Source organism: Micromonospora sp. DSM 43699, assembly GCF_055517075.1.
Map to the genome: position 1 here is coordinate 1 of NZ_JBTMMT010000006.1, position 15,762 is coordinate 15,762.

Genomic DNA, 15,762 nt, shown 5'->3' on the forward strand with positions numbered 1-15,762 from the left:
GTCACCTGCGCCTGGTCCACCTGGCCCGTCTGGTCGGTCCGGCCGTCGGCCCCGGCGGGGACGCTCCCGGTGGGGCCGACGACGGCCGACGCCGGACCCGCGCCGGTGGGCACGGCACCCCCGCCGGTCGGTGCGGCCGCCGGTGGGGTGGTCCGACCGGTGCTGCCGCTGCCACCGGTGGTCGCCGGGGCGGCAGCGGCGGTACGCGCCGGAGTGGCTGCGGCGGCGAAGGTGATCGGCACCCGGACGTCCTGGGAGCGGTCGGCGGTGCGGGTGTGGTCGGTCCGGGAGGCGACCACGCACCGGCGGACGGTGCAGTCCACCTCACCGATGCGGGTGCCGACGGTGAGGCTGACCCGGAACGCACCGCCGTCGCCGTACGGCACGGCCAGGCCCTCCCCATAGGAGGGTGGGTCGGAGGAGATCCAGTGCGAGGCGCCGGTGCTGCCTGTGGTGTCGGCTCCGCCGCCGCACGGGCTGGGGGCTACGCCGGCCCCGTTGTCCACGCAGAAGGCGACGTAGATGCCCTTGGTGACGTCGTACCCGCTGCCGACGACGGTCACCTTCGTACCGCTGCGGCCCACTCCGGCGCTGGGGGTGACGGTGAGGGTCTGCCCGGCGGCGCCCCGACCGGTGCCGGCCTGGGCCGGCGTCGGCAGCACACCGATACCGACAGTAATCAGGGTGACGGTCAGGATGGCGCGACGCAGTGCTCGCATCAGGCTCCCCACATGACTGATCGGGCCGGCTGACACACCGACCGTAGCTAAGGTTTGCCTAACCTAAGCCAGAGATTCGCAGTTCACAAGGGGTTCTTTGGGTCAAGATCTTCAACCCGTCGCCCACTGTACTTCGATAGTTAGGTTTGCCTAACCTTAACCACTGTCCGTATTGGGCACGAGAGAGGGAGCAGCATGGTCAGATCCAGAACCGGTAGCGGTCGGTGGCGGTCGGCGCGGTGGGCGGCGGTCGCCCTGCTCGGCGCGTCGGCCGCACTCATCGGGGTCAGCCCCGCCCAGGCCGCCGGGACGGAAATCCGCTCCGGCAGCCTGACCTGGGGTTTCAAGGCGTCGTTCCGCGCCTACCTGAACACCGGCAACGGCAACCCGCCGATCGCGGCCAGCGAGGGCGCCAGCATCAACAGCGACGGCACCTTCACCTTCCCCGCGAAGGGCGGCACGCACGACGCCGACACCGGCACCTTCGACGCCGCGTACGGCGGGAAGATCGTCTTCTCGTACCCGGCGCACTTCTTCACCATCTCGTTGGCCAACCCGACGATCGTCGTCACCGGTGGCACCGCCGCCGTCACGGCGGACGTCGACCTGCTCACCACGGCCGCCGAGCCGGTCTCGGTCCGCCAGGCCACCATCGCCACCATCGCCGTCACCGACGGCAACCCCGGTGGCAGCGGCGGCACGGTGACCGCGACCGACCTGGCGGCGACCCTGACCGCCGAGGGCGCCTCGGCGTTCAACGGCTTCTACTCCGCCGGCTCCGCGCTCGACCCGCTGTCCTTCACCTTCTCCACAGGTGGCGGCAGCGGGCCGGCCGGCCCGGCGGTCGGCGTCACCCCGGCCACCGGGCTGGACCCGGCCGGGGCGACGATCACGGTCACCGGCAGCGGCTTCGACCCGGAGGCCAACGGGGCGGCGGGGATCTACGTCTCCTTCGGCCCCAAGGTCGACGAGCACTGGACGAACGCCGGTGTCCTCCAGGTCACCAAGTGGGTCAACAAGACGAACGAGCCGACCGAGGCCCGCGACCGGCTCGACGCCGACGGCACGTTCCGCACCACCCTGCCGGTCAGCGCGGTCTACACCGACCGCACCGGTGCGAAGGTCGACTGCACGGCGGTGCAGTGCTACGTGATCACCTTCGCCGCCCGTGGCGCGGCCGACCGGAGCCAGGACACCTTCACCCCGGTGACGTTCAGCCGTACGCCGACCGGTGGCGGGGACGCCGACCAGCAGATCACCACCACCGTCACCGGTGGGGCGCTGACCCTCGGCGTGGCCGGCTCCACGGTCGCCCTGCCGGCGGTCAGCAACGGGCAGGTCACCAGCGGGGCACTCAACGCCGCCACGGTGGCCGACCTGCGCGGCACCAACGCCGGCTGGAGTCTGGTCGGGCAGGTCTCCGACTTCGCCTCGGCCACCGGCGGCACCATCGCCGGGGACAACCTGGGTTGGGTGCCGAGCGCCACCGTCGGCACCGACGGTCTCGCCGGCACCCCCGGCGTGGTCACCCCGGGCGCGACCGCCGCGCCCGGTGCCGGCCTGGGTACGGCGCGTGCGCTGTGCACGTCGGCCACCGGCGCGAGCAACGGCACCTTCACCTGCGGCGCCCAGCTCCGCCTCGGGGTCCCGGCGTCCGCCCCGGCGGGCGACTACAGCGCGGTGCTGACCCTCACCCTCTCCTGATTCGGCACCACACCGGTGGGACGGGTTCGCCACCCGTCCCACCGGCCGACCACTCCCCGGAGCCCGGAATGTCCCTGCGTACCGCCCTGTCCCGGACGAGCGCCGCCCTCGCCGCCGCACTGCTCGTGGCGACAGCCCTGCCCGCGCCGGCCCCCGCCGCGCCCACCCCGTCCCCCGGCCCGGCAGCCGGCGTCGGGGAGACCGGCGCGGCCCGCTGGGCCGTCCAGCCGTCCAGTGCCAAGGGCCCGACCGGGCGCAACTACTTCATCTACGACGTGGCTCCGGGCAGCACCCTGACCGACCACGTCGGCATCACCAACCTCGGCGACCGCCCGCTCACCTTCGACGTGTACGGCACCGACGCGTACAGCTCCACCGACGGCGCGTTCGCCCTGCTGCCGGCCGACCGGCGGGCCACCGACGTGGGCTCCTGGATCCGCGTCGACCGGCGCGAGTGGACGATCCCGGCGGGCAAGCGGGTCGACATCCCGTTCCGGCTCACCGTGCCGGCCGACGCCACCCCGGGTGACCACACCGGCGGGGTGATCGGCGCGGTGGCCCGGGTCCGGACCACCGCCGACGGCCAGCGGGTCCTGGTCGACCAGCGGCTCGCCGCCCGGGTCTACCTACGGGTCACCGGCCCGGTCCGGCCCGCCGTCACCGTCGAGGCGGTCGACGTCTCGTACGACAACCCGGTCAACCCGTTCGCCGGTGGCGACGTGGTGGTCCGCTACCGGCTGCGCAACGACGGCAACGTCCGGCTCGGCGGCAGCGGCACGGTGACCGTCGACGCGCCCTTCGGGTGGGAACAGGCCCGCACCTTCCCCACCGACCTGCCGGAACTGCTCCCCGGGGCCACCTTCACCGTCACCGAGCGGATCACCGGCGTGCCCCCGCTGCTGCGCCTGACCGCCGAGGTCGACATCGCGGCCACCAGCACGGACACCGCGCTACCGCCTGTGGTCCGCACCGCCGGGATCTGGGCCCCGCCCTGGCTGCTACTGGCCCTGCTCGCCGTCGCGGCCGGTGGGGGCGGGCTGCGGTGGTGGCGACGGCGGGACGCGCCGGCCGCCGGCCGGGTGGCCACCCCGGGCCCCGCCGAGGCCACCACCGCCGGGCAACCGCCCGCCCCCGGCCCTGCCGACGCCCCGGCCGCACCGCAACCGGCCGCCGCCGCCGCGTCGGGCGGTGCGGCCACCGGACCGGTTCCGGGTGTCACCCCGCGCCCCGACGCCCGACGCCCCGACGCCTCATGACCCGACCGGTCCGCGCCGTCGTCCTGCTGGCCGTGGCCGCCGTCCTGACGCCGGCCCCCGGGGCAGTCGCCCCCGACAGCGCCGCGGAGGGCGGCAGCGGTCGGGCGGCAGCCGCCGGTCCCGGCGTCACCCTGCCCGCCGGAGCGCTGCGGGTCGGGCAACGGGTGCTCGTCGGCCTCGACGGCTGGCCCGCCGGCACCGTGCAGGCCGAGGTGTGCGGCAACGCCGCCCGACGCGGAGCGCTCGACTGCGCGACCGGGGACGCCACCCACGGTCAGGTGCCGCCGTCCGGCCGGGCCACCCTGCCGGTGCTGTTGGCCGCCCCGCCGGTGGCCTGCCCGTGCGTGCTGCGGGTCCGGACGCCGACCGGCACGGCCACCGCCGTCGCCGACCTGACGCTGGCCGGGGTGACCGCCCCGGCCGCCACGCCGACCGTCCCGCCCGAGTTGGCCCTGGTGGCGTTGCGTGCCGTCGACCGGTCCGGACCGCGCGGGTGGTTCGGCCTGCCGGGCGAACTCGCGGTACGGATCACCGTGCACAACCCCGGCCCGCAGGAGATCACCGACCCCGCGTTCCAGCTGACCGTCGGGCCACCCGGCCGGGCGCGGACCATCGTGGCCGCCCCGGCGGTGGGCACCATCGCCGCGGGGCAGACCCGGGAGTACCACGTCCCGGTGCCCACCGGCGCGGCCCCGTTCGGCCGGTACGAGGTGGACGGTCGGATCGCGGTGCCCGGTCGGCCGCTCGCGTTCACCGTGTCGGCGGCCCGGCGACCCTGGGGACTGCCGGTCGCCGCCGCCGTCCTCACGGTCGCGCTGCTGCTCGCCAGGCCGGCACGACGCCCGCACCCCGGCACTGCTCCGGTGCGACACATTGACAAGTAGTTGCTTGCGGCCAGGTGGACGGCTACGTCGTCCCGCTGCCCTGAGGCGACGGGACGCCACCCCACGACAGCAGGACCACCGGGTCGAAGCCGGTGCCGTGCGGGTTCTCCAGCACGTGGTTGGCCATCAGGACGTAATCCAGGCCGATCCGCTCGGCGTCCCGCGCCGCCCGGAGCATGGCGTCACCCGGGGCACCTGGGGAGGGTGCTCACCGGCTGGTCGAGGAAGCCCTTGTCGATCGAGAGCCGGATGTCCTCGATGGTCAGGCCGGATTCCAGCAGTTCGTGGATGTTCCGCACCCTGACCGCCGCCAACTCGTCGTACTCCCGGTAGCCGTTGGCGGCACGACGGGCGGTGATCAGGCGCTGTTGCTCGTAGTACCGCACGGAACGGGGGCTGACGCCGCACCGGCGCGCGAGTTCTCCGATCCGCATGTCACGTGGTCCTTCCGCACCTGGCGATGCTAGGACCCTGACACTGATGTCAACGTCAAGTCATCGCCCGCGCGCCGGCTCGGGACGCTGCGGGCACGAAGGCGGGGTGGCCCCCTGACTGGGCCACCCCGCTCCCATACGCCCTACCGGCCCGGCGGGTACGACAGCCCCGCCGACCGGCCCCGATCGGGCGCGGGTCAGAAACGCGCCCAGTCGTCGGCGGCCGGACGCCACACGTCGATGTTGCGCGGGTCCACCGCCATCCGGCGGGCCCGGTGGGTCTCGTGCTCCTCGGGGGTGAACACCCGGTGCCTGTCGCACAGCTCGTAGCGCGGCCCGTGCCGGGTGTCGTGCATGTAGAAGGCGATCGACGTCGAGGCCGAGTGGTTGACCAGGTCGGAGGCGATCGGGATCTGCTTGTACTGGGCCCGCGCCCGGCCGCGCATCACATGGTCGAAGCTCTTCATCATGAAGCACAGGTGCGCGACGTAGAACTCGTTGTTGCGCTGGATCGCCAGGCTGTGGTGGTAGCGGTCCTCGCTGCGCAGGAAGACCGTGACGTCGCCGACGTGGTCGGACTCCTGGAAGCCGAGCACCTTGGTGTAGAAGGCCAGCGTCTCGTCGTACTTGTCGGTGGCCAGGAAGGGGTGCACCAGGTCCAGCGGGCGCAGCTCGATCAGCGGCGGCTCGGCGTACTCCTGGAACTCGGTGAACAGCTCGACGATCAGCCCGTTGGGGTCGCGGACGGCGAAGCCCCGCTGGACCAGGCCCTTGACCCGGTCGGCCAGCTCGAACACCTCGTGCCCGGCCGCGGTCACCCGCTCGCGCAGGTCGTCGAGGACGGCGTCGTTCTCGACGCTGAAGCCGACCGCGGTGGTCCACGACTCGGTGCGCTGCGGCGCGGCGACCAGCTCGATGCTGTGGTGTTCCAGGTCGGCGCGGAGGAACGCGTACTCGTCGTCGTGCTGCTCCAGTTGCAGCCCCACGTGGTACTGAAGGAACTCGATGGAGGCGGCCAGGTCGGGCACCTCGATCCGGGCGTACTCCATGCCGTACGGCCCACGGCGGCGGGCGGTGGCCTCGGTGGTCATCTGTGACCCCTCTCGATGGGCTGGGCGTCCCCGGCGGTGGGGAGACTGACGATGGCCTGACGCTCGATGACCGGCCGCCAGCGTTCCCGGACGAACAGCTCGTGCGAGTCGCTGTGCAGGTAGTCGAGCAGGTCCTGCTCGGTGGGGAACTCCACGACGAAGCCGTGGGTCATGCTGGTGTCCCGGGTGCTGACGTTGACCCCGCTGCGCCAGTTGCGCATCGCGGGATAGCGGCTCGGAAAGGTCTCCAGCTCGGCCAGGACGGACTCGGCCGCGCCGGGCGGCAGGTCGTCGCGGAACCGGAAGACCAGGATGTGAGTGATCATGGCGGGCCGGCTCAGAGGATGAAGCTGAGTCGGGCGCCGGGGTCCATCGACTCCATCACCGGGACGGCCCGGCGCAGCCGGAACCGCAGCCCGTCCGGGTCGACCTTGAGCACGTGCTCGTAGCGGCCGACGTAGGTGTAGGCGCCGCCGTCACGGTAGCGGTGGATGAGGAAGTTGGCGCTGATCCAGACGGTCTCCGCGCCGGCCTCCAGCAGCAGCACGTTGGAGATCATCCGGTGGGTACGCGAGTGCGGGTTCTCGGCGTGCGCCTTGCGGCTCTTGAGCCGCTTGACCCGGGCCTGGATCAGCTCGTAGTCGTCGGCGACGAAGTATCCGGCGGTGGTGGCGTCCCAGCCGGCCCAGTCGGTGGTCGGCACCTCCAGCCGGCCGCCCGGCTCGATCAGGGTGAGCCACTCGTCGAGCCGCCACTCGTCGAGCAGTTGGGCCTCCCGGTAGAGGAAGTCCTCCACCTCGGCCCGGGTCACCTCACGCGACTCCACCTTGACCACTCCCCTGGGGCTACCGACAGTCGTTGACATCGCGCTCACCTGCCCGCTCCACCCGAGGTGGGTCCGGCGGCGGGCGTACCGGCCGGTGGGTCGCCGGCCACGCTGGTGCCCGCCCCGACCACCTCGGCCCAGCGCCGCCAGAAGCTGCGCATCGCGCCCTCGTCGATCGAGCGCCCCTGGTTGCCCTGCTTCTCGTTGGCCATGCCCCGCGACATGTCGCTCCAGTCGTGCGCGGGGTCGACCGCGTCGGCGGTCGCCGTGATGCCGCGCTGCACCGCCTCGTACGCCTCGATGTCGTCGGGGGTGGCCAGGCCGCCCGGCCCGACGAAGCTGACCATCGTCTTGATCCGCAGCGCGCGGACCGACTCCGGCTCGCCGACCTCGACGAACTGCCAGGCCCGCACGTCGGTGCGGTCGGCGGCGACGGGTTCGAGCTGCCGGATGGTCAGCGCCTCCAGGTCGAACAGCAGCAGGTTGGGGAAGACGAACAGGATCCGGCTGGCGTCGGCCACCTCGGCGGCGAGTTCGGGGCCGAGGCGGGCCTCCAGCTCGCGGCGCTTGGTGACGGTGCGGGCCTTCTCCTCGTCGCCGAAGCGGGGTTCCCAGACCATCCCGATCCGGCCGTTGTGCCCGGTGAGCACCAGCAGCCCGTGGCCACCGCCGAGGTCGTAGGCGTACTGGTCGTCGTCGGTGACGGCGAAGCCGGTCTCGCGCAGGTAGCCGACGAAGGTGTTGTGGGTGGGGGCGAAGTGGTAGCCGTCCATCGCGTTCTCGACGGCCAGCTTCCAGTTGCCCTTCACGCTGTAGAGCTGCACGCCCGGCAGGGTGGTCATGCCGTGCTCGCCGATCTTGGCGGTCAGCGACATGTAGTGCGCGGCCGGGCCGAGGTGGGTCAGCAGGTCCGGCACGTCCGGGTCGAAGGCGACGAAGACGAAACCCTCGTGGATCTGGAGCCGAGGCACCTGCCGCAGCGCCATCGAGGCCCGGAAGGCCGGGTCGTCGGGGTACGCGTCGTCGCCGGGCAGCGCGGCCAGCTCACCCGAGTTGCTGAATGCCCAGGCGTGGTAGAAGCACTGGAAGAACTTGGTGTTGCCCTCGCTGTGCCGGCACAGCACGGTGCCCCGGTGGGTGCAGGCGTTGAAGAAGGCCCGCACCTGGCCGTCGGCGTCCCGGCAGAAGATCAGCGGTCGACCGCCGAGGGTACGGGTCTTGAAGTCCCCCGCCTTCGGAATCTCGGTCTCGTGGCCGAGATAGAGCCAGGTGTGATTCCAGATCCGGTCGACCTCGGTCCGGAAGACCTCCGGATCGCGGTACGCCGAGCGGTGCACCCGGAACCGCAGCGCCTCCCAGTCCTCGTCGATCATCGCGCCGGCTGCACCGAGCGGACGTACCGGCGTCTGCTGCGCCATCACCTCACCGCCTTCTACGTCATGCGAGACAGCATCTCGCCACACGATGCTGCTACTCAGCCATGGCAACTGTCAAGAGCAGGGCAGACTCCGGCACCGGGTTACTCGCTGTTAATACGAATGCAACACGTACCGGCGGGTTCGCGGACCACGATGCCCAGCATCCGACCCGCTCGGCTGATCCGCCCCACCGCGATCACCGGCCCTCGGACGCGGCCCGCGCACCCCGTCGCCGGCCGCCGGCCACCCCGCACCGGGCAGCGCCGTCCCGTCGCACCGCCAGCCGGTGTCACCCCTTCCGGAGGATGTCATGCTCCAGCCGCACGATGGCCCGATCGGTGGAACCCACTACCTGCCCAGCACCCCGGAGACCTGCCTGTGGGGCCGGCTGCCGAACCGGCGGCACGAGCCCGTGCTGCGGGTCCGCTCCGGCGAGACCGTGACCATCGACACGCTCAGCCACGAGGGAATCCTGGAGGACCAGGGCCGCGACCCCGTCGGTTACCTCAAGCAGTTCGACGTCGCCAGCGACCAGGTGCTCACCGACGCCCGCGACCTGGCCGCCTCGGACGTCGCCCACGACTACGACGCCGACGGCCCGCACGTGGTCACCGGCCCGATCGCGGTGGCCGGGGCCGAGCCCGGCGACCTGCTCCGGGTCGAGGTCGTCGACCTGCTCGTCCGCGCCCCGTACGGCTTCATCAGCAGCCGGCACGGCTACGGCGCGCTGCCCGGCGAGTACCCGCTCACCCCGCCCGACTCCGGCCCGGACGGCGACGGCCCCCGGGAGTACGGCACGGTCAGCCACTTCACCGAGGTGGTCCAGCACGGCGGCCGGCTGTGCGGCACCCTGCCGTACGGCGACGGTCGGGCCGCCCGCTTCCCGCTGGCCCCCTTCCTCGGCCTGATGGGCGTCGCCGTGGACACCGACGACCCGGTCCACTCGGTGCCGCCCGGTGCGTTCGGCGGCAACCTCGACATCAACGAACTCCAGGTCGGCTCGACCCTCTACCTGCCGGTGCAACTGCCCGGGGCGGGCTTCTACGCCGGTGACCCGCACTACGCCCAGGGCGACGGCGAGGTGGCGCTGACCGCCCTGGAGGCACCGCTGCGGGCCACCCTGCGGCTGTCGGTCGTCCCCCGGGCGCAGGCGGGCCGGCTGCTCGGCGACGTCGACGGTCCCTTCGGCGAGACCGACACCCACTGGCTCCCGGTCGGCCTGCACGGCGACCTCGACGAGGCGATGCGCCGGGCCGTCCGGGCCGCCGTGGGCTTCCTCGTCAGCACCCAGGGGATGCCCCCGCAGACTGCCCTGGCCTATCTCAGCGCCGCCGCCGACTTCGAGGTCAGCCAGGTCGTCGACGGGGTGAAGGGCATCCACTGCCTGATCCGCAAGGCCGACTTCCCGGCCCACTTCTGACTGTGCTTCCCGGCCCGTGGCACTGCACTGCGGTGCGCGGGCCGGGACCGGGAAGGTCGGCCGACGGCGCGCCTCCACTGCGGTGCGCGGGGCGGCACCCGAGCCGTCACCCCACCCACGGCCACGCCGCCCGCCCCCGGCCGGGACAGACCGGGGGCGGCGGACGCAGCCGGCCGGAGCCGGGCCGCTCCGTCGCCGCGAGTAGCACGACAGGCGGCAGGACCGGACGCAGCGGACGCGAACGTCGGACTGCGACGGGAAACGCCCGGACGACCGGCCCGGCCCAGGGGCCGAGCCCGGCGACGGACAGCTCAGGCAGTGGTGGAGACCTCGGCGCGGCGGGGTGCGGCGGCCATCGCCCCCGGTCGGGTGACGGTGACCGCCGCCGCCCGGCTCGCCCAGCGGGCCGCCTCGTCGATCGCCGCGCCGTCGAGCAGCGCGTCGGCCAGGGCGGCGCAGAAGGTGTCCCCGGCACCTGTGGCGTCCACCGCGTCGACCTGCTCGGCCGGCACCAGCCACTGCCGGTCGGTGGTCACCACCAGCGCGCCGTCGCCGCCGAGGGTCACCACCACCGGCCCCCGGGTGCCCAGCGAACGGGCCAGCGCGGCCAACCCGTCGGTCCCGACTGGGACCGGGACGCCGGCCAGGGCGGCCAGCTCACCCCGGTTGGGCACCAGCACGTCGACCCGGGCCAGGGTCGCCGGGTCGACCGGGCGGGCCGGGGCGGGATTGAGCACCACCAGGCCCTCCGCCAGCCGTACCGCCTCGGCCACCACCGTGGCGTCGACCTCCTGCTGCAGCAGGACCGCCCGCGCCGACCCGAGCAGGTCACGCAGGGGGGCGAGATGCTCGGGCGCGAGCCACATGTTGGCCCCCGAGCTCACCGCGATGGTGCTGTCGCCGTCGGCGGTGACCAGCACGATCGCCTGCCCGGTCGGCCGGGGGGCGCGCAGCACCGCGTCGGTGACCACCCCCTCGGCGGCGATCAGCCCGAGCAGCCAGTCCCCGTCGGCGTCGATGCCGACCGCGCCCACCATCGCCACCCGGCGACCCAGCCGGGCGACGGCGACCGCCTGGTTGGCGCCCTTGCCGCCGCCGGCCCGCCGGTGGTCGGCCGCGCCGAGCACGGTCTGGCCGGGGGCGGGCAGCTCGTGCAGCGGCACCACCACGTCCACGTTGAGGCTGCCCACCACCACGATGTCGGTCATCCCGGTCAGCCCTGCCCGGGACGCCAGGCGTGCGGCAGGAAGTCCGCCCGGGGCGGGGCGAAGACGTCCACGTTGATGCACGGGCCCTCGGTCGGTTCGATGTAGTGCTCCGCGCCGCGCGGCACCAGCAGCAGCGAACCCGGCCCCATCGGGTGCGGTACGCCGTCGACGTAGTAGTTGCACCGGCCGCCGAGGATCAGCACCAGCTGGTCGAAGTCGTCGTGGTGGTGCGGGTTGAGGTCCATCCCGACGGCGAGTTCGTGCCAGGCGAAGAGGACCTCGTCGGTGGCGTACACCTTGCGGCGCACCCCGGGACGGACCTCGGTGGCCGGGATGTCGTCCCAGTTGACCGAGATGCCGTACAGCTGCGGATTGAGCATGTGAACGCGTCCCTTCTCAGGCGGGTCGGGCAGGTGTGGCGAGCCGACGCAGGCCGGTGCCGAGCAGGTGCAGGTCCGAGCCGACGACGAGGTACCGCGCGTCGGTCAGGCCGCACCGGTCCAGCGCCGCGGCGGAGCGGTCGGCGACCCAGCCGCCGAGGGCGGTCCCGGTGACACGCGCCGCGTCGGCGACGTCACAGGTGCGCCGCAGCAGTGGCCCCTGGTCGTCGGTGGTCGACAGGCCCAGGCTCACCGCCAGGTCGGTGGTGCCGACGAAGCCGACGTCCACCCCGGTCAGCAGGGCGGGCAGCGGGTCGTCGGTGGTCGCCGTCTCGATCTGGGCCACCAGTACGGGCGGGTGTTCGGCCTCCGCCGCCAGGTACCTGTCGAGGCCGTCGACGCCGTACCCTGCCGACGGGTGCGCCAGGCTGATGCTGCGCCGCCCGTGTGGGGCGTACCGGCTGGCCGCGCGCAGCGCCTCGACGTCGGCGCGGCGGCGGACGGTGGAGAGCTGGACCCCGGCGGCCCCGGCCTCCAGCAGCCGGTTGACCTGGCCGGGGTCGACGGCCGGCACCCGGACCAGCGCCGGCAGGCCGGCCAGTGCGGCGAGCCGGAGCTGGTCGGTGGCGGTCCGCTCGTCCAGGCCGGAGTGCTCCAGGTCGATCACGACGAAGTCGAGGCCGGAGCGGGCGGCCAGGGCGATCACGTCGGCCCCGGGCAGCTTGACGAAGGTGCCGACGAGCTGCCCGCCGCCGCGCAACGCCGCCCGCAGCCGGGCGCGGGCGGCGTGCACGCCGGTGGGCGGCGGCGACTCGACGGACGTCGGCGCTGCACGCCCCGGCTGCGACTCGGCGGACATCAGCGGGTCACGCGCCGGTGGCGGGCAGGCCGCGCCACGGCACGGTCGGCACCTGCTCGCCGGCGAGCAGCACCAGGCTCGGCTCCAGCCGGGGCGCGGTGATCTTGTTGCCGGCGGCGTCGGGCAGCACCGCCTCCTCGGCCTCGGCCAGCACTGTGACGTGCGCCGGGCCGCCCTCGACCAGGGTGCCGTAGCCCTCGGCGTCCAGGCCGGTCAGCCGGGCCGACGCGGACGTCACCCGGGGCACCAACTGCTCCAGGGTCATCCCCATCGCCCGCAGCTTGGCCATGCTGGTGACCAGGTCGAAGACCGGGCCGCGCCAGTTGCGGGCGCTGGTGTCGGAGGTGACCACGTCGGGCAGGAAGCCCTGGGCGATCGCCGGCCGGGCGACGTCGAAGCTGAGGTTGCTCTTGCCGTGGGCGGACTCGAACAGCACCCCGCGCTCGCGGGCGGCGTAGACCTCGGGCAGCACGGCGCCGTCGTTGAGGATGCCGTACGGCTTGCCGGTGTAGCAGTGCGCCACCACGTCGCCGGGGCGCAGCAGCGGCAGGATCACCGGCAGCGGCTCCGGCGTCTCACCGATGTGGATCATGAGCGGCAGGCCCGCCTCGGCGGCGAGCGCCAGCGACCGCTTGAGCAGCGGACGCCAGTCCAGCCCGACGACGTCCTCGGAGAGCCGGATCTTGAAACCACGGACCCGGTGCGGGTTCGCCTCGGCCACCGCCAGGGCGTCCTCGGGGACCAGCGTGTCCGGGTTGATCAGCTCACCGAACCGGAAGTCGATCAGGCCGAGGACCGAGACGTTGAGGAAGTTCACCAGCCGCATCCGGGCCGGCTCGGCGACGTACCGCTCGAACGCGGCGAAGGTGGACGCGCCGACCGTGCCGGCGTCGCAGGCGGCGACGACGCCCCGGTGCAGGTGCGCCTCGTCCGGCGGGGCACCCACCTTGGAGACCTCGGCGAAGATGTGGGTGTGCGCCTCCACCAGGCCGGGCAGCACGTACTGGCCGGTGCAGTCGACCACCTGGGCGGCGTCGGCGGCGAGGCCGGGCGCGATCCGGGCCACCCGGTCGCCGGTCACCGCGACGTCGGCGACCCGGCTGGCCCCGGTCTCGCCGTCGAACACCTGGCCACCGGCGAGCACCAGGTCGTACCGGTCGGAATTCTCACTCATGACATCGGGCTCTCTGTGCGAAGCGAGTGGGTCGACGCGCTGACGGCGGCCGGCGCGGGGTGGTCCGGACTCTCGGCGGAGAACCGGGTACGCAGGGGCAGCACCCCGGCGACGGTGACCTCCACCAGGTCACCGGGGCGCAGGAAGCAGCCCCGGTCCTGGCCGGTGCCGGTCGGGGTGCCGGTGAGCACCACGTCACCGGGTTCCAGCACGACGTACCGGGAGATCCAGGCGAGCAGGTCGGGCACCGGGAAGATCAGGTCGGCGGTGCTGGCCTGCTGGCGCAGCTCGCCGTTGACCGTGGTGCGCACGCCGATGGCGTCGCGGTCGGCGACCGCGCCCAGGCCGAGCACGGACGCGCCCAGGGCACCGAAGCCGGGGAAGCTCTTGGCCAGGGTGGGGCTGCCCGTGGCGACCATCACGTCCCGGGCGGTCAGGTCGTTGGCCGCGGTGACGGCGGCGAGGTGGTCCCAGACCCGCGCGACCGGCGTGTGGTGCATCCGCGCGCCGACGACCAGGGCGACCTCCCCCTCGTAGTCGGGCTGGTTGCTGACCGATTCGGGCAGCGGCACGGTGTCCCCCGGGCCGGAGCCGGCGCCTGGCGACTTCAGATAGAGCACCGGTTGGGTGGGCAGGGCGCGGCCGGTGGTCCGGGCCTTGCAGTGGTAGTTCAGCCCGACCCCCCACACCGCCCGGGTGCCGGCCAGGGGCGCACGCAGGTCACCGACCAGGGTCTCCAGCGGCAGCCGGCGACGGACCCGGGCCTCGGCGGCCGGGGTGAGCCCGAGGCCGGCGCGCAGCAGGGCGGCCACGTCCGGGTACGGCAGGTCGAGCAGTTCGACGTCGTCGCCGGTGATCCGGCCCAGCCCGTACGGGGTGGCGACCAGGTGCGGGCCGGTGGGCGTCGGGGCGGTCATGCCGCGTCCGAGGAGTGCCCGGGAACGGTGCCGAGCGCCGGGTTGACCAGCGGGGCCAGGTTGTTGACGGCGGCGGCGGCCTCGCCGAAGCCGACCGAGATCAGGCGTACCTTGCCGTCGTAGTCGGTGATGTCGCCGGCGGCGAAGACCCGGGGCAGGTTGGTCCGCATCGACCGGTCCACCGCGACGTAGCGGCGACGCATCTCCAGGCCCCAGCGTTCCATCGCGCTGAGGTCGGCGATGAAGCCGAGCGCGGCCACCACCGCCTGGGCGGGCAGCGTCTCCCGGCCCTCGCCACGCACCTCGGCGAGGTGCACCGCGTCGACGGTGTGCTCCCCGTCGATCCCGCAGACCTCGTAGGGGGTGAGCACCCGCACTGTCGAGTCGTGCAGCTGGGTGACGCTGCGTTCGTGGGCGCGGAACTGCGGCCGGCGGTGCACCAGGGTGACGCTGCGGGCGTACGGCTCCAGGGCCAGCGCCCAGTCGACCGCGGAGTCGCCGCCGCCGACCACCACGACCTCCTGCCCGGCGAGTTCCTCCAGCCGGGGGACGAAGTAGCGCAGGCCCCGGCCGAGGTAGTCGCTGCCGACCGGCAGCTCCCGGGGGGTGAAGGTGCCGATGCCGGCGGTGAGCAGCACCGCCGCCGCCCGGACCTGGGTGCCGGTGTCGGTGCCGATCAGCACGTGGTCCTCGGCGCAGGTCAGCTCGACGGCGCTCTCCCCGAGCAGGAACGTCGGCTTGGCGGTGGCGGCCTGGGTGAGCAGGGCGTCGACGAGTTCCTGGCCCCGGACGGCGGGCAGCCCGGCGATGTCGTAGATCGCCTTCTCGGGGTAGAGGGCGGCGATCTGCCCGCCGGCCTCGGGCAGCGAGTCGATCACCGCCACGCTCATCCCGCGGAAACCGGCGTAGTAGGTGGCGTAGAGGCCGGCCGGGCCGGCGCCGATGATCGCGAGGTCGACCTCGTGCCGCTCGGCCATCAGCCGGCGCTTTCCGCGACGGCCGGGTGGTCGTGGCCGACCCGGCCGATCTTGCGGGCGCCGCCCGGGGTGCCGATCTCGGTGAAGAACTCCGCGTTGATCGGGCCGAAGCGGGCCCGGTCGGCGGGCAGGTCGTCGAAGTGGAAGATCGAGGTGACCGGGCAGACCGGCTCGCAGCGCCCGCAGTCGACGCACTCGTCGGGGTTGATGTACATCATCCGGTCGCCCTCGTAGATGCAGTCCACCGGGCATTCCTCGACGCAGGACCGATCCTGTACGTCCACACATTCGTCGGTGACCACGTAGGTCATCGGTCCTCCTGCGGTTCGGTCGGCCGGCCGCATCCGCGCCGACGTGGCAGGTCGGGCACGCGCAGCCGATCCGGCGCGCCGGGCCCGTTGCGCGACGTCGCCGGATGCGGGGCGATGTCGTTGGTGTCAGGTCACGCTAGAGACTTGTCGCAGAGTATGTCAACATACGAGACGTCATCTTGAA

General features: G+C 73.5%; 18 protein-coding genes. 4 read left to right on the plus strand and 14 right to left on the minus strand.

Features of this window, described 5'->3' with window-relative positions; translation table 11 throughout:
- The coding region (locus AC0AIB_RS04925) for a hypothetical protein (RefSeq protein WP_465096106.1) at window positions 1-719 on the minus strand (719 nt) is incomplete at its 3' end.
- A gap of 195 nt (window positions 720-914) precedes the next feature.
- On the opposite strand from AC0AIB_RS04925, the gene AC0AIB_RS04930 reads away from it, so the two are divergent.
- The 3 genes from AC0AIB_RS04930 (at window position 915) to AC0AIB_RS04940 (ending at window position 4,563) form a co-directional block, all read left to right on the plus strand.
- Entirely contained in the window at window positions 915-2,423 is a 1,509-nt protein-coding gene (locus AC0AIB_RS04930; RefSeq protein ID WP_328348046.1) for an HtaA domain-containing protein, read from the plus strand.
- A 68-nt stretch (window positions 2,424-2,491) separates the two neighbouring features.
- Window positions 2,492-3,679 (plus strand): WxL protein peptidoglycan domain-containing protein, encoded by a 1,188-nt coding sequence (locus AC0AIB_RS04935; RefSeq protein ID WP_465096107.1) that lies wholly within the window; start codon window positions 2,492-2,494, stop codon window positions 3,677-3,679.
- Complete coding sequence (locus tag AC0AIB_RS04940; RefSeq protein WP_328348050.1) at window positions 3,676-4,563, plus strand: hypothetical protein; 888 nt, start codon at window positions 3,676-3,678, stop codon at window positions 4,561-4,563. Before AC0AIB_RS04935 ends, AC0AIB_RS04940 begins: the two co-directional genes overlap by 4 nt.
- A gap of 22 nt (window positions 4,564-4,585) precedes the next feature.
- On the opposite strand, the gene AC0AIB_RS04945 is transcribed toward AC0AIB_RS04940, so the two are convergent.
- From AC0AIB_RS04945 to AC0AIB_RS04970, 6 genes are all read right to left on the minus strand, one after another.
- The gene (locus AC0AIB_RS04945) at window positions 4,586-4,741 is read right to left on the minus strand and encodes a hypothetical protein (RefSeq protein ID WP_328348052.1); all 156 of its coding nucleotides are present in this window, start codon (window positions 4,739-4,741) and stop codon (window positions 4,586-4,588) included.
- A 4-nt stretch (window positions 4,742-4,745) separates the two neighbouring features.
- Window positions 4,746-4,997, minus strand: a complete 252-nt coding sequence (locus AC0AIB_RS04950; protein ID WP_328348054.1) for a MerR family transcriptional regulator — start codon at window positions 4,995-4,997, stop codon at window positions 4,746-4,748.
- A gap of 197 nt (window positions 4,998-5,194) precedes the next feature.
- Window positions 5,195-6,088: a VOC family protein gene (locus tag AC0AIB_RS04955; protein WP_328348058.1), complete on the minus strand. Its 894-nt coding sequence runs from the start codon at window positions 6,086-6,088 to the stop codon at window positions 5,195-5,197.
- The gene (locus tag AC0AIB_RS04960) at window positions 6,085-6,414 is read right to left on the minus strand and encodes a Dabb family protein (protein WP_328348060.1); all 330 of its coding nucleotides are present in this window, start codon (window positions 6,412-6,414) and stop codon (window positions 6,085-6,087) included. Before AC0AIB_RS04960 ends, AC0AIB_RS04955 begins: the two co-directional genes overlap by 4 nt.
- Window positions 6,415-6,425: 11 nt before the next feature.
- Window positions 6,426-6,953: an aromatic-ring-hydroxylating dioxygenase subunit beta gene (locus AC0AIB_RS04965; RefSeq protein WP_091243992.1), complete on the minus strand. Its 528-nt coding sequence runs from the start codon at window positions 6,951-6,953 to the stop codon at window positions 6,426-6,428.
- Between the two features lie 5 nt (window positions 6,954-6,958).
- Window positions 6,959-8,332 (minus strand): aromatic ring-hydroxylating oxygenase subunit alpha, encoded by a 1,374-nt coding sequence (locus AC0AIB_RS04970; protein WP_328348064.1) that lies wholly within the window; start codon window positions 8,330-8,332, stop codon window positions 6,959-6,961.
- 310 nt (window positions 8,333-8,642) lie between these two features.
- Between AC0AIB_RS04970 and AC0AIB_RS04975 the strand changes: the two genes are divergently transcribed.
- Complete coding sequence (locus AC0AIB_RS04975) at window positions 8,643-9,752, plus strand: acetamidase/formamidase family protein (RefSeq protein WP_328348066.1); 1,110 nt, start codon at window positions 8,643-8,645, stop codon at window positions 9,750-9,752.
- 311 nt (window positions 9,753-10,063) lie between these two features.
- Here the strand turns inward: AC0AIB_RS04975 and AC0AIB_RS04980 are convergent, their stop codons facing one another.
- From AC0AIB_RS04980 to fdxA, 7 genes are read right to left on the minus strand one after another with little or no spacing between them, the layout of a single operon-like run.
- Window positions 10,064-10,960, minus strand: coding sequence for a ribokinase (locus AC0AIB_RS04980; protein WP_465096109.1), 897 nt, complete (start codon window positions 10,958-10,960; stop codon window positions 10,064-10,066).
- A gap of 5 nt (window positions 10,961-10,965) precedes the next feature.
- Window positions 10,966-11,340: a cupin domain-containing protein gene (locus tag AC0AIB_RS04985; RefSeq protein WP_208570005.1), complete on the minus strand. Its 375-nt coding sequence runs from the start codon at window positions 11,338-11,340 to the stop codon at window positions 10,966-10,968.
- A 16-nt stretch (window positions 11,341-11,356) separates the two neighbouring features.
- Window positions 11,357-12,199 (minus strand): aldolase/citrate lyase family protein, encoded by an 843-nt coding sequence (locus tag AC0AIB_RS04990; RefSeq protein ID WP_328348071.1) that lies wholly within the window; start codon window positions 12,197-12,199, stop codon window positions 11,357-11,359.
- A 7-nt stretch (window positions 12,200-12,206) separates the two neighbouring features.
- Window positions 12,207-13,373 carry a hypothetical protein gene (locus tag AC0AIB_RS04995; protein ID WP_328348073.1) on the minus strand — a complete coding sequence of 389 codons (1,167 nt, stop codon included), beginning with the start codon at window positions 13,371-13,373 and terminating at the stop codon, window positions 12,207-12,209.
- Window positions 13,370-14,290, minus strand: a complete 921-nt coding sequence (locus tag AC0AIB_RS05000; RefSeq protein WP_328348075.1) for a fumarylacetoacetate hydrolase family protein — start codon at window positions 14,288-14,290, stop codon at window positions 13,370-13,372. The genes AC0AIB_RS04995 and AC0AIB_RS05000 overlap by 4 nt, the downstream gene beginning before the upstream one ends.
- Complete coding sequence (locus AC0AIB_RS05005) at window positions 14,287-15,267, minus strand: NAD(P)/FAD-dependent oxidoreductase (protein WP_328348077.1); 981 nt, start codon at window positions 15,265-15,267, stop codon at window positions 14,287-14,289. The genes AC0AIB_RS05000 and AC0AIB_RS05005 overlap by 4 nt, the downstream gene beginning before the upstream one ends.
- On the minus strand, window positions 15,267-15,578 hold the full coding sequence (gene fdxA, locus AC0AIB_RS05010) for a ferredoxin (protein WP_328348078.1): 312 nt from the start codon (window positions 15,576-15,578) through the stop codon (window positions 15,267-15,269). The genes AC0AIB_RS05005 and fdxA overlap by 1 nt, the downstream gene beginning before the upstream one ends.
- Window positions 15,579-15,762: the final 184 nt, after the last annotated feature.